General features: G+C 37.8%; 5 protein-coding genes. All 5 read right to left on the bottom strand.

Annotated features, from left to right (window positions below):
• Nucleotides 1-259: 259 nt before the first annotated feature.
• The 5 genes from JFU50_RS11265 to JFU50_RS11245 all read right to left on the bottom strand — a co-directional run bounded on the left by JFU50_RS11265 (nucleotide 260) and on the right by JFU50_RS11245 (nucleotide 14,704).
• Nucleotides 260-2,347, bottom strand: coding sequence for a SpoIID/LytB domain-containing protein (locus JFU50_RS11265; protein WP_201222624.1), 2,088 nt, complete (start codon nucleotides 2,345-2,347; stop codon nucleotides 260-262).
• Nucleotides 2,348-2,762: 415 nt separating this feature from the next.
• Nucleotides 2,763-7,301: an endonuclease gene (locus tag JFU50_RS11260; protein WP_201222622.1), complete on the bottom strand. Its 4,539-nt coding sequence runs from the start codon at nucleotides 7,299-7,301 to the stop codon at nucleotides 2,763-2,765.
• Nucleotides 7,302-7,378: 77 nt separating this feature from the next.
• On the bottom strand, nucleotides 7,379-10,675 hold the full coding sequence (locus JFU50_RS11255) for a 5'-nucleotidase C-terminal domain-containing protein (protein WP_201222620.1): 3,297 nt from the start codon (nucleotides 10,673-10,675) through the stop codon (nucleotides 7,379-7,381).
• 426 nt (nucleotides 10,676-11,101) lie between these two features.
• The gene (locus JFU50_RS11250) at nucleotides 11,102-13,108 is read right to left on the bottom strand and encodes a penicillin-binding transpeptidase domain-containing protein (RefSeq protein WP_201222618.1); all 2,007 of its coding nucleotides are present in this window, start codon (nucleotides 13,106-13,108) and stop codon (nucleotides 11,102-11,104) included.
• A gap of 156 nt (nucleotides 13,109-13,264) precedes the next feature.
• Nucleotides 13,265-14,704, bottom strand: a complete 1,440-nt coding sequence (locus JFU50_RS11245; protein WP_201222616.1) for a hypothetical protein — start codon at nucleotides 14,702-14,704, stop codon at nucleotides 13,265-13,267.
• Nucleotides 14,705-14,790 lie beyond the last annotated feature (86 nt).

Genomic DNA, 14,790 nt, shown 5'->3' with positions numbered 1-14,790 from the left:
TTCAAGAGAAATTCTGCGGATAAATATTTCTGCTGTGCCTATCGCAACATTAATCGTTAGATCCTGTTTATATTGTGTTAAGAACCTAGTCCAGATTTTTTCCAGACCTTAAATTGAATGTTTCGACCCACTTTTTGAAAGGTAAATTTTTTGAATGTCAGATTTGTCGCTCTACTGGCTAAGATCCCTCGAATCCGCTACTATAAAACCATCTTATTCAAAAAGACGCCATATAGTTTAAATATGGCGTCTTAAGTAGTTACTTTTTCACATATTCTTTTGAAACATACCCGATTTGGCTTCCATTCTTTATTTTATACCAATTTCCTTGTTGGGCCAGAATCGTCACAGTTTGGTTTTTCTTTAGCTTTCCGACGATTTTAGAAGATGTATTTGTTTTCTCTCTAATATTAAGTACGCTAGCCGTCACTTTTCCGGTTGTCTTCTTGATAGAGATTTTCTTTGAAACCGTTCTTTGATTATTACTTGCATCCTTGGCAGTGATCGTCACTGTATACGTACCGTTGGACACATTTTTAAAGTTCCAGGTAGCTGATTGACTACCTTTCTTTAGCGATTTCGTATCGGTCGGGGTGGCTATCACTTTATCTTTACTGTTCTTGACTTGCACCGTAACTTTAGCTGCTTCGCTTATGGTATACGTAATGCTTGCTTTTTCTGTACTGTAATTTCCTGATGTATCAATACTCGTGATATTCGGTGCCGTTATATCCTTATTTACTTTAAACGCTTGTGTTACAGTACCTTTATTTCCGTCTCTATCAGTTGCGGTAATTTCCGCTGTGTAGTTTCCATTACTTACGGCTTTCGTGTTCCAGGCAGCCACCTGACTTCCCTTCTTCATAGATTTCCTACTAATTGGGGTGGCTATCACCTTGCTATTTTTATCTTTAATCGTGAGGGATACGGTAGCATCTTCATCAATAGCATACGTGAAGTTGACCTTACTATTTAGATAATCTTCCTTAGCCTTCACGCTCGTTATTCTTGGTGCCGTTTTATCTTTATTCACAACAGGATCAGTTTCAGATCCAGTCGCAGCGTTACTATATTCCCTCACTATACTTGTGTTCGGATAATAAAATTCTAAAATCCCCTGATATGTTTGACCCGCTTCTGCTCTGTGTTTTGCTCCATACTGACTTAGTCCAACTCCATGGCCGTATCCAGATCCATCAATTTTAATCTTGGCTGGATCCGTTGATGTTGAATTATCAACTAGATAACTCTTCATATTACCCAGTCCCACCATAGCCCGGATTTTTGAAGCCGCAACATTCGTAAGGGTGACATTTTGCTGTACTAATTTCCCCTTATCATCGGTAAGATCCTTCACATAAAAGTTCAGCTGGATCGAGCCTTTTGTAACCCTGCCTCCAGATGTTTTATCCGTTAAGGTTAGAACAGGAATTTCCGTTATTTTTATTTCCTTTTTGGCATATCCATTACTTTGAAGCCAAGTCTTCAGATTAGGAATAATCGTTTTGTCCTTTTCTTGTACGCTTGTCCACCAATCTTCCGGATTTGATACATCGAGATTCGTTAAATCGATTTGCTTTTTATCCAAGGCTATCATCCACTTTAATTTCGGGTCATATGAATCTTCTTTAATAGACAAATAAGCAAGAGGCTCTCCACTTGTCCAAACATTAGAATTTAATTCAGTCATCCCGCCATTGCTCGAAGAAAAGAGTGCTTCGATTAATTTCCCATCATGCTTGATTACCATACCCGTTGTCTGTTCCACGGCTAAACTAGAGTGGGAGTGACCCTCAGCCCCTCCATATACCTGGTAAGAAACCGTATCATTAATTACCGTAGATTGATAGCGAAGTGCATAAGTACGGGCCGCAATTGCCTGTGCTTTTACGGCTTCAATATGCCATAATGCCGGCATTTCCCTTGGAACCACGCCCTTTAGATAATCTTCAATATATACATGATTGATAGGTCGAATATACTTGCCTTCAACTGTAAATTCCAAAGAACCGGGATACGGACGGTTATTAATGGAAAGTAGAGAATCTTGTTTAACAGGAGTTACCATCATGGAAGAGAATAACCCTTTCTTCTGGGAGTTTTTGTACACCACGAGTTTTCCTGACTCTACTTTCACAGTCAGCTCTTCACCTGCCTTGATAAATACCTCTTTATCAGAAGTTTGATAGTCCCCTGTTGCCGTTAGTGTGACACTTGTTTGGTTTCCTAAGAAATTTTCCAGTTTCACTTTCATCGATGTATACTCTTCGGCTGCCTCTGCTTCATGTGCAGGTAATGTAGAAAAAATGATAAAGAAAGCAATAAAAAGATACTTCAAACTTCTCATTCTAGTTCATCCTCATTTCTTTACCAACCTCTAGATTGATATTCAAAAGATTTCTATATTAATATTGACCCATTTATTAGTCACAACAATTTTACTTTGACATCAACTATGGCTCTTGCGACATTGTACATTGCGATATTTAGTGTAATAGCAATCATAAATATGCTTCTTCATTTTCTGCAAATCTATTTGAATAGCAAACTGTATTTTTCTGATAGAATTCATCATCACCCCAGGTGGGGAGTACTTAATTAACTTTTTATCTCTAAGAATTTGGAGCTTCTTTTAATATACAGAATAGCGAGATGCATAAGAGAGTAACTGATTTTACTTAACGAGAAAAAAATTTAATATCGCTGAGCTCATACGTATAAAAAAACCTCACCGTATTGACGATGAGCTGTGCAAAAATATATCAGCTTGCTTTTTTAATATCTTGTATTTTCTCAGCTTTCCAGATTTCGTTTGCCCACTCAGGGTGGTCAACAAAAGGATTGCGATTATGCTGCCATCTTTCATATATCACATCGTTTCGACGGCGTTCAAAATCATCAACTGGGTCTAATTCATTCCACTCTAATAGAGTGGAAAATTTTCCATGCAATGCTTTGGGATAGGTATTAACTGTATCTGACAGCTCTAAATCAATTTCTCCGTTATCTCCTTCATAGCGGACAGCCATATAGAATATCATTCTCGCAACATCACCTTTAACACTGTTAGGTGGTTCCCAAGAGTCAGTATCATAATAACATTCACATCCACTATATTTTTTGCCGCCATTATCAAAATCAAGATGTCCCCTAACACTATTTACGGTAACATCCTCGGGGCGTAAATGATGAATATCTGTTCCTGGTCCTACACTGGTACCAAAGTCACCATGGGATTTTGCCCAGACATGCTCACGATTCCATTGACCGTTGCCTCCACCATTATTCGACTTTGCCACAGACTTACCAGAGTAAAGTAAAATGACATTGTTTGGATTTTTAGGATCTTCGTCTGTATCTTTGAGTGCATCCCAAACCTTTGCGTATGTCAATTTCGTTTGTGACTTAATAATAGTATGCAATGACGTCTTTAATTCAGACCCGGTCTTACCTTCAGCTTTTTGATAATAGGGTTCAAGCTGATCGTCGGCAGTAACGTTTACTGAGAAAGTAGCAATTGTTTTCGATTCCCACTTGTCTCTTGCAGTGACAGCAACAATATAGGAACCTTTTTTACTAGTTGGAATTGTTAGTATGGACCCTGAGACCGTACCAATTGTTGTGGAATAAGAAAGAGCATCGCTATCTGGATCTGAAAAATGATTGTTTAAGTTTAAACTTACATCTTCTCCAACTTTCACGGAGAGATTATCGATAGTCTTTATTATTACTGGAGGACGATTTTCTTTTGGAATAAAAGGAGAAGCGATCGCTTCTCCTTTTGCATTATAGAATTTTATACCAGAAACATCTATACCTTCTTTAAAAATCCATTTTTGAACATTTTCTGCTCCCCTGATTTCTTTTACATTACTGTTATCAATCAACACTTCCTTGACTTCGGCACCTGAGAAATCAATGACAGTTTCCTTTTTTACTGGACTGATTATGATTTTCGTTTTCTTCAGACCTTCACCAGATAGGGTCGTATCTGTCTTCAGCCAGATTCCTTCTTTGATATTCGAAGTCGCATCAAGTTTGACCAATGAATTAGGTGTTTCAACAACCAATTTTTTTGTTGTGAATCCAACCAAGTCATATACTTTTTGTGGCTGTGGTGTTTGTGTTGGTTTTAATTCTGTTTGAATCAGGACTGGATCATGGTCACTCGCGCGGCCATCAGCTTCTGTAAAGGATGAATTAATATGGACGATATTCACCTTAGTTTCTGCTGCAATATTATTAGAAACAAGAATATGATCCAGAACTTGAGAATTGCCTTGGTACGTATAAGAATATCTTTCTTCAAAAGGAACCTTCTCCACCATGTTTGTTAATTCACTGCCTTTTAATGCAGTTAGTGTCTTAGAAAATTCAAAGTCATTGAAATCTCCTAGTAAAACAACATTTGCATTAGCATCTTTTGATTTAATATCCTTAACAAAGCTGTTAACAATACTTGCAATCTTAAGACGTTGAACTTCACTTTTTAATTCTGGCGGCTGATTTTTCCCAAATAGAGGCTGATCTCCACCCTTCGAATTAAAGTGATTGGCAACCACAATAACACTTTCACCGTTGAATTCAAATTGGGCTGCTAACGGCTTCCTGCTTGAAGCAAATGCTGCATTTGTCGGATCGATTCGGCCTGGGTTTAATGTAAGCTTGCCATCGTTAAAGCCGACAGACTCTGTAGCTTTTCCCTTTGTTCCTTCAGTAAGCGAAACAGTACCTTTTTTATATAAGAAACCTACTCGGATATTCCCACCTGGTGCTCCACCATCTTGCTTATCTTCTGGAGCTATATCAGTAAATAGATACTCTGGTCCACCTTCTGCTTGAATCTTGGCAACCAGCTTTTTAAAGCTTTCAGTCGCATCTGTAGTACCACTATCAGCCTCACCATCATTATCCTGCATTTCTGTTAAACCGATAATATCTGGCGTCTTCAGGTTCTGTACAATGGCTTTAGCTAATTTCGTTAGTTTTTCATTGTCAGTTTTAGTTGAGAAATTCTCCACATTATAAGAGGCAACTGTCAGCTTCTTCGCATCCGGTTCAATAGAAGTAACTTCACGCTTCGTTCCCCCATCTTGTAGTTCAGGTAGCTTATCCTTACTTGTCAACACTTTAAAGTTACTATAACCGTAGCTTACAACACCCGTAATACTTCCATTAAAACTATCACCCGTTTTCGCTACATATTTATCGTTATCAAATTTCAGATGAATTCTTTCTGGGTGGGTATCTGTTTCTGTAAACTTGACTCCACCAGCAGAAGTAGAAGTTTCCATGTTCTTAGGAATAACAACAACTTCCCCATACTCCTGTGGTGCCACAACCTTCGGACTATCAAGCTGAACAAGCATTCCCTCTAAACTTTCGTAAAAATCAATCCCGTCAACTGCTGGATTAAAAACAGTCAATCCATCACTATCAATCTTCCCTGTTGGCGGGGTACGGTCTTTGCCAATTACAATTGGGTCAGGTAAAGCCTGTCCATTTTTTTCAACCGTAATAGCGGATGCACTAATTTCTGTTACAGGAAGATCCGTTGTTGCTTTTTCGGAATATCCCTCCATCACAAACTCTTTTACCGTTCCGCTTACTTTGACCACATCGCCAATCTTAACGCCATTAGCACTTTTGTAAACAAGAATTCCCTCTGAAGTGTCTATATCATTATCAGGCTTTTGATCCTGAATAAAGAAATTATTATTATCAATCGTGGATACGACAATACCCTCTATATCTGTTACATTTTGATTTAAATATGGAGAAGTATGTCCAGCTCCTTGAATATCATGAATTCGGACATCACCTTTTGAAATAGTGTAAGTAAAAGTCGAAATGTTACCATCCGTTAAGCCACTTTTTACCGCAAAAGTTTTTAATGTCGTAGCTTCATTGATTGTAATTGGTTTGGTATAGACAGCGCTGCTTTTCGTAGGCTCCTGTCCGTCTGTTGTATAATAGATTGTTGCATCAGCTGTTCCTGAGGTCAGTGTGACAGTTTCACCTGCTTTAATAAATCCTGTACCAGGTGTTGCAACTACAGTTTGTACTTTATTTGCATCTTGGATAATATCAAGTGTACTTCTTGGAATTAATTGATATACGCCTTTATATGATCCCAATACACCTGTAATTGAATCATATGTTGTACCGGCTGAAAGAAGGGTTGCATCTTGAGGGCGTAATGTAAGGGACTCTCCCTCCCCATCTTTTCCAATAAAGGTTCCGTTTGAAACAGACTCAACTGTTACATCTTTCACCGTTACAAGCTTAGCTTCCTTGCTCTCTTCAAATTGAGCAGCAGTCAATTTTTCTGCAACAGGAATACTTTCTTTTTTAAGAATAGTTACATCTGCTTTTTGAACATTTAACTCTAAGAGTGTATTATAATCAGCTAGCGTTCCTTTTGCGCTGATTTTATCTCCTGCCTCAACAGCTAGGTCTGAACCATAAATAACAATCCCTGCTGTGTCATCCTGGATATAGACTGTATTATTCGTGCCTGATGTAAAAACTGCCGTAACGACTCCAGAAGTAAGGGCTGAACTGCCAATGGTCATTTTTCTTACTTCGGCTATTGATTTAAGTGATATAATTTTATATTCAAACGATGCTATATCGCTATTATCCAAACCTGATGCTAAAGCAATTGCTTTAATTGTCATGTCTTTTGTAATAGTTATCGATTCTGTATATTGAGTGCTTGAACTCGTAGGAGTTGAACCATCAATTGTATAATAAATGGTTGCATTTTCAGTACCTGAGGAGAGCGATACTTTTGTTCCAGCTATCACCCCGCCAGCAGCTACACTGGCTTTGACAGCTTCTGCTTTATTAGGAGAAGTTTCTTCTATGAAGTTCGCCGCAGATAAATCTTTTAGGCCCGGTACTGAGAAATAGGCTGTGAGAGTTCCGGTGAAAAGCACCTTCTTACCCAAATTACCCGGATTTGTCTTTAGTCCGTAAGTAGCCCGATAAGTACCGCTATTTTTCAATTCTACCGGTATTATTTTACTTGGGTCTGTTTCGTCAGGAGAATCGGCAATCGCTAGATTTGTATCTCCTGCAAATTTTGCCGGGTCTTTAGTATATTTGTTTGTTCCTGTTGTATACCCCACGATATATCCCTGCACAGTAGCAGTTCCCGAGTTATTAGCAATCGCCTCTGCAACAGTAATTGGCTCTGCAGCTTTCGTAACGATAGAATTCATTGGTGCAAAAAAGCTTAATATCAATGTGAAAATTAGAATAAGGTTTATCTTTATTTTCCAATTCTTTCTTTTCATTGAACACTCTCCATAATTAATATATTTAGCAAAGGAAAGCCTCCAGCAAAGCCGCTAGAAGGCCTTCCATAAAACTATTAGTCTATGAAATATGTGTTACCAAGAACAGTTACATTTTTAAGAACTACCTTATCAGCGTCAGTGCCCTTCAAGTGAAGATTTCCTGTGATTATAGCATTTTCGAGACTAGATACTCCTGTTATATCGACTACTATACTGCCTTTATGAGTTTTAGGGTCCTCTGCTGTACCATTGAACTCACTTGCTTTCACTTCTGTTTTAGCTTCATCGATGATACGTCCTTCAAGAGCTGGGGCAATTTTTTGGTCTTTCTGTACTTTGATATAATCTTGCAATACTTCCCAATCAACAAAGCCTAGCTCACTTACACGTCCTTCGCTGTATGCTTTTGCAAACATTGTGTAACCATCACCGCCTTTAGCAGTGAAAATATTTGTAGCAACCTGATAATTTTCATCATCTTTTAATTCTTCAAACATTCCATCTTTATAAACTTCCACATTTTGCACGCGAGATCCGGTGGCTTTTGTGTGGTCATATGTGAACCTTAGTCCGGAAACCTGCAGAAAACCGCCAAATGCAGCAGGAGCATCCTTCACGCTTAATTCAAGGGCAGATTTAATCTCTGAACCTTTTAAATCCATTACTCCCAATGAGTTACCAAAAGGAAGAATCTCAAAAATGTTTGCTAATGTAATGTTTCCAGCCTTAATTGTTGTACGAACTCCGCCTCCATTTTGAAGGGCAATAACTGTACCTGGTTTGTATTGTTGTGCTTTTGCAAGCATTCCGTCTGCAATAAAGTCACCCAGATTCGTTTCCCCTGTACGTGCTGCCGGATTTCCACCAATTAAGTCTACATCAGCAATGCCCACTACAAATTTCTGCATATCGTCGACCGCTGGCTTGTATTTAGTATTAAGGATATTTAAGGCTTCCTCATCATCTTTAATAACATAGGATTTATCTGCATTTTGTTTATTTAAATCTATTAACTTACCATCATTAGCAATAACCTTTCCATCTTTATCGAACTCTACATCCAATTGCCCTAGATAATTGCTATATTCATTAGCCTGAACAATGACAGTAGGCTCTGCTCCTGCTTCTGTATTAACAACAGTTGGTTTTTCTAATTTATCATGGGAATGTCCGCCGACAATTACATCAATTCCTTTTACTTTTTCTGCTAGAGTCAAATCGTTATCTCCACCGCCATCATTAAAGCCAAGATGGGTAAGTGCAATGACTTTATTAACGCCTTGTTCTTCTAAGCTATTAACGGTTTGCTGGGATTTTGCAAGATATTCTTCAAACTCAACCCCCGCTCCCGGGCTTGAGATATCTTTTGTTTCAGCAGTTGTAAGACCGAAAATCCCAACCTTTTCCCCATCAATACTCTTCACGATACTGCTGTATATTTCACCGCTTTTTGCTGTTTGTGTGCTTTCTCCCTTAAAGTAAGATTTGAGATACGTATCATTTGAAAAGTTAACATTTGCACTTACAAATGGAAATTTTGCATTTTTAACAAAATCAGCCAACTTTTCTGTACCAAGATCAAATTCATGGTTCCCAAAAGTCATTGCATCATATCCAATTAAATTCATGAACTCAAGATCAGCTTGCCCAGTATATTGGTTGAAATATAGTGTTCCAGAAAAGACATCTCCTGCATCTAAAAGCAAAGAGTTTTTGTTTTCCTTTCTTACTTCTTTAATAGCTGTAATGCGCCTAGCGATATTATCCAAATGTGCATGTGTATCATTTGTATGCATGACTGTTAATTCAAAGTTCTCATTAGTAACAGTAATTGTTTTGGTTGCCGAAGTTTTAGTAGCTTTGTGAATTAATGTTACGTCTATTTGGTCTCCTGCTTTCAGGTCATTCGCTCCATCAACTTTTGTTAATACGAGTTGACCATCAGTGTTTGAAACTTCTTTTGCTCCTTTAACACTTACTTCAACAGTCTCAAGCTTTGTTACATCTTCACCATATTGGTTAACAACCTTATATCCAACGCTAACTTGCCCACCTACAATTGGAGCTTTCTCAGAAAGAATTTCGATACCTTTTACTTTTTCATCTTCTGTTTTAACCGAACCAGAAACTACTTTGCCTTGAACTAAACCAGATACGTTAACAACGTATTCACCTTTTGTAATTTTAGATGTAAGTTCGATTGTTGCTGTTTTCTTGTCTTCGCTGAAAGATACTTTTGAATAGTTAACTTTACGTCCGTCCTTTTTCAACTCAAATAATGCTTTTGTATCATCAACAGCATTGTTGAATTTAACTTCTAAGGTTTTAGAGGTGATCGCACTCACTTTCTCAACTTTAACAGTAGCTTCTTTAACTACAACTGTAATTACTAAGTCTTTTGCTTTGTTACCTTTAGCGTCAGTTGCTGTGTAAGTTACTTTGTATACTCCGGCAACATTAGTATCAATTTTAGTCGCTCCTTTTGGCCCTTTAATTTTGTATGTTACGTACACTTTATTAAGCTTGTCTTCTGCTGTTACTTTAGGAAGCTTGAAATTTTCTCCAATTTCTACTTCGAATTTAACTTCACCTTTGTAAGTGAATTTTGGTGCTTCTTTGTCAGTTGCTTGATCATATTTAGTTTGAACTTTTTTTGCATAGACTTTAATTGCTTTGCCTAAGTCTTTTTTAGTATCTACTTTAATTTTCGAAGCAGTTTTAATTCTATCCGCTGCTGTTTTTGTATCTCCTTTATTCAGCCAGTACTCTGCTTTTTCATAGTAATAGTAAGCTTTGATTTCTCCTTGCAAAGCAGTTTTAGTAGCTGCTGTGAATTGAGCGTAAAGAAGTTTTTCAATTTTCGCACCGTATACAGTGTCTTTAATATTTTTGTCTGTTTTTTTAACAGAAGCATCAAGAGCATTGTATTTATTCTTTACATCTGTTGGCTTTTGAGCAATCGCAGCAGCGTTTAGTTTAGTAAGATCACTTTTAAGCGTTTTTTTAGCTTTTTCAGCTGCTTTGTAGCCTTTTACATAGCCTTCAGCACGTGTGATATATTTTTCGTAACCTTTAAGTTCTTTGTAATAAGCATCTTTCTTAGCTTTGCTATTGCTTGAATTTTTTATTGAATTCTTCACATTCGTGTATTCTTTTTTAGCAGATTTAATTTGTTTTTCAACAGTTGTCACGTTTGCTAATTTTTTAGCGTCGAAGTAAGTGCTAAATGGTTTTTTCATTGCTGCTTTTGCATTTTTAACTTGAGTGGCAATGCTAGTAGACGCCTCTGATTGTATTGGTGCAACAGCAGTGAATGCTGATGCGGCAATTGCAGTTGCCGTTGCTAGTTTAATTGCTTTCTTCTTATTCATATAGAAAGTGTTCTCCCTTCAAATATCTAAAATAGTGCTCTAGGTACTAATAGAGTAAAAAATAACAACGACTTACGAAACAAACAATTCAGCACTAATTAACCCCTTCTCAACTCCTATTTTAAGTACCAATGTTAAAAACTAGTTCTATAAAACTATATAAACACAATATTTTTTGCCAATTTATCCTTGTAAATCTACAATAATACAATTATTTTGAAATTTCTACCTCTTTTATAATAATTTTAAGTTAAAGTTTTTGTTATTACTTCCAATTATCTCTCTATTAATTAACTATAATTTGTGATGATTTATTATTTCATTAACTAATATTTAAAAGAGTTTTGTTTTTATATGTTATCAATTTGTAATAGGAATATAGATACATAAAAAAGGCACCTACTACCAGTAGGTGCCTTTCCTTATTCATTTCAAATATTTCTTCAAGATCGGTTTCATTTGATCGACAGCTAAATGACTCCCGCCGCGTCCTTTTACATCTTCAATCATCCATGCCATAAGAAGTTCTGGATCTTCCGTGTCCATAGCGACGAACCAGCCGTTTTCTGTTCCGTTGGAGTTTTTGGAAGCCTTTATTTCAGCGGTTCCCGTTTTGGCTGCGATTTTGATGCCAAGATCATTTATGCCATGACCGCTTCCCTTAGGATGTTCCACTACTTGTGTCAACATCTTAGTGATCTGATTCGCTTGATCAGCTGATATGACTTTTTCTTTCCATATTTTCTTTTCAGTTTTATTGCCTGTTATTAACGAAGGCTTAAGGATGTTTCCTTCATTTAAGAATGCTGAGTACGTCATAGCCAAATGAAGCGTACTCATTTGAACTTGCGCTTGACCATATCCAGCATCTGCCAGGCGCCCTTCACTGTCGACTTTACCAATGCTCGATGCTTTGATCGGGTAGTCGTAGTCCAATGCATCATCAAAGCCAAATGCTTTGAGTCCACTTGTGAATTTGTCCTTACCTAGGCCAAGTGCTTTTTGGGCAAAATAAATATTATCTGAATAAATTAACGCTTTTTCCATATCGATTGCTACACCGGGATCAGCGACTCTTGTGATGGAATGGTCTTTCCAAGTCGACTTGGCCCACGTTTTCCCTTGGATATTGATTGACTCATTCGGATCCACACCATTTTTCAAAGCTATCGCCGCAGTTATTGCCTTAATAGTTGAACCAGGTGCAAAGGTTGAACTGAATCGATTCAGAAGCGGCTTATCCGGATCTTCTTCAAGCGCTTTTTGTTCGGCTTTTGTTATTCCGAATATATATTTGTTTGGATCAAATGACGGGCTTGAGACAAGCGCCAGTGTTTCGCCGGTCTTTGGGTCAAGTGCTGTAGCTGACCCTGCTTCTTTTTCGTATTGCTTAAAGATATCCTTTTGAAGTTCAGCGTCAATGGTTAATGTAATTGTTTCTCCTTCTTCAGCTGGCTTTTCAGCTATGACTTTTTCTTCGCCATTTTCTGTCTTAATATAGATTTTACCGCCTGGCTTTCCTTTCAGACGTTCTTCTAAAATTTCCTCGAGACCACGCTTGCCGATAACGTCACTTGCGGTATAGCCCTTGCCTTTCAATCTTTCCAGGTCTTCCGCTGACGCCTCACCGACATATCCGATTAGGTGGGCAGTAGCATCTTTATAGGGATATATACGATCCTCTGTATTATTGACCGAGACCCCAGCAATGCTTAACAGTTTTTCCAAGGTTGCGGTGTTATCGGATGACATTTTCTTGATAGGCACAAAATAGCTAGGCTGCACCCATGATTGGTTCAATTTCTGATTCACTTCATCCGTAGACATGTTGAGAATTCCAGCAACCTTCTTAACAGTCTCAGTTTCATTGGCCATTTTCTCTGGTACGATTCCTATTTCTGCAACGTTACCATTCATTGCAAGACCACGTTCATTTCGATCAACAATTTCCCCGCGTATTGCAGGGTACGATTCAACTGAAATTTTTTCATTAGCTTCTAATTCAGGGAAGATATAGCTTTCATCCCACTTGACGTACCAATTTTCTTCCTTATCTCCCTCTTCTTTGACAAGGGTTGCCTTATGATCAGAGCTAATCGCTCCCGCCATTGTTTCCATATCAACTGTATAGGCAAGATTTACTTTTTTTGCATCTTTATGATTTTTTTCTTCTTTTGGCTTTTTATAGTCCACTTTTAATTGGTCGACCTCAATGCCCTTATAGATTTTTTCATAGCGCTTCGCAAATTCATCTGCACTGACTTTTTCCTTTGTATCAGATGACAGATACTCATACATCTTCGTATAATCCTGTTTATTCCAAAGCTTCGTGTAAGCCGAAAAGCGCTCTTCTGGACTAGGCTCATCCGAGCAGCCTGCCAAAAACAATACGCTCATCAACAAAAAGCTGGAAACTAATGCTAGTTTCTTCATGATTTCCTCCTATTGAATAGTTAGAATGGTATACATATAGTTTATCAAAATATTAGAGAAATGGGGGAATTTGTATGACTAATTTCTTCATTTTACTAATTTCCCGTGTTTATGCTAAAGCAAAAGTCCTGTACCTAAGTACAGGACTCCTACAAATTAAAGCATTTTCTTTTTTCGACTCCTTTTCTCTTGCAGCCATTTTTTCAGGAAGAAAAAGCCCAATAAACTGGAAATAACAAGACCAGTTGTCGTTACAAAGACGGCCACCCATTCATATATGGTGTAATTCATATACTCTTTCCATGTTAATTTCCCTTTCCAATCTTCAATATATAGATTCATCCCGAAAATTCCGGAGATAACGGTGTAAATCGTGAGGATTTGCAAGAGATAATTACTGCTTTTCCCAGCTAGTTTATCCTGATTCTGATAGAGGTAGGAAAGTGTTTCTTTTACTTCTTTATAAAGCGGGGCAATCCTAAAGGTTTCATCCGTCATTTTAAATAGCTCTTTCCCAGTGGCCGTACTGTTGACTTCGGTAAATAAGTATTTTGCGGAAAACTCAGTGATCATGAAGATTAGCTGTTCTGTACTTGTTTGGTCTTTTTCCACATCAATTCGGGAGTGTTCATGAGCCAATTTCAGAAGGACTATTTTATAATAGAAGTAAAGCAACACCGCATAAAAGTGCTGACCGTACATTTCGCTCGCAAGTTGCTGTTCCATCTTGCCTGTCGCTTTCGTGACACAGGCAAAATGATACACGCTTGTTACATAATAGGTTTCCTTCGCCCACCTGTCATACACCCTTTCCTGATAATACCGTTCGATGTAATCTGGATTTGTTGCACCGATATAGGGTTCACCATCACTATCATACCCATTCAGATCACTGGCACGGTACAAATCATTTTTAGAAATATTACGATACTCTGGGAGTGCAATATAGCTAATTACATACATTCTTTCATCGATAAAAAAAGGTAAGCTTCCGAAATAAGACGGATCGGCTTGTTCTTCGTCCATATACTCTTCCAGCGGTGGAAGTAACTCTTTAAAGATAAAATCCTTCACCTGTTTATATTCATTTTTACTACAGCCGATTTTCGTTTTCTCTTCGTCATCGGCAATTGGCTCGAGGATTCGGAACGTGTCGCCAAAATAGAGCACATCATTGTATGAAAGCCCCTCTGGCAACGTAACACGGAGATTCATCATGCCAATATGAAATGGGCATATAAAGATATCAATTGAGTTAATAATAAAAGGGGTATTTAAATACGGTGATTCGAAGGTGCACCCAACATCCAGTTTTTTTGTAAAACGTCGCAATCCTTCCTTCTGCTTTGAACTGCTTGGAAACAAAATCGGCTCAATGTACGGCATAAAGTATTTTTCTAATTTACGGTGTAAAACTTTGTGGTCTCCGTAAAATCCACCTTGCTGATTCATATCTTTCAAGTTCAAAAATACGAAATTGTCCTCTAGCAAATTTTTCACAAAAGTTTCAATCTTATTTCCCCCAAGTGTGAATGGAAAGATGAACTGCTGAAAGGAACGCTTCGTAAGATCATTTTTATTATTTATCACATCCATCATCTATTCCTCCGCTTAAACCGGGATGGCCCAGGTTTAAATCATCTTGTTTCTTATATCTACCCAGGCATACAAAAACAAAACGA

The organism is Peribacillus sp. TH14 (assembly GCF_016651145.1).
Taxonomy (GTDB): domain Bacteria; phylum Bacillota; class Bacilli; order Bacillales; family DSM-1321; genus Peribacillus; species Peribacillus butanolivorans.
This window is presented reverse-complemented; position numbering and strand designations above follow the sequence as displayed.

Excerpts from the sequence above, each read along its gene's own strand:
- JFU50_RS11265 (WP_201222624.1), bottom strand. The coding sequence starts at position 2,347 with ATGAGAAGTTTGAAGTATCTTTTTATTGCTTTCTTTATCATTTTTTCT.
- JFU50_RS11260 (WP_201222622.1), bottom strand. The coding sequence starts at position 7,301 with ATGAAAAGAAAGAATTGGAAAATAAAGATAAACCTTATTCTAATTTTC.
- JFU50_RS11255 (WP_201222620.1), bottom strand. The coding sequence starts at position 10,675 with ATGAATAAGAAGAAAGCAATTAAACTAGCAACGGCAACTGCAATTGCC.
- JFU50_RS11250 (WP_201222618.1), bottom strand. The coding sequence starts at position 13,108 with ATGAAGAAACTAGCATTAGTTTCCAGCTTTTTGTTGATGAGCGTATTG.
- JFU50_RS11245 (WP_201222616.1), bottom strand. The coding sequence starts at position 14,704 with ATGGATGTGATAAATAATAAAAATGATCTTACGAAGCGTTCCTTTCAG.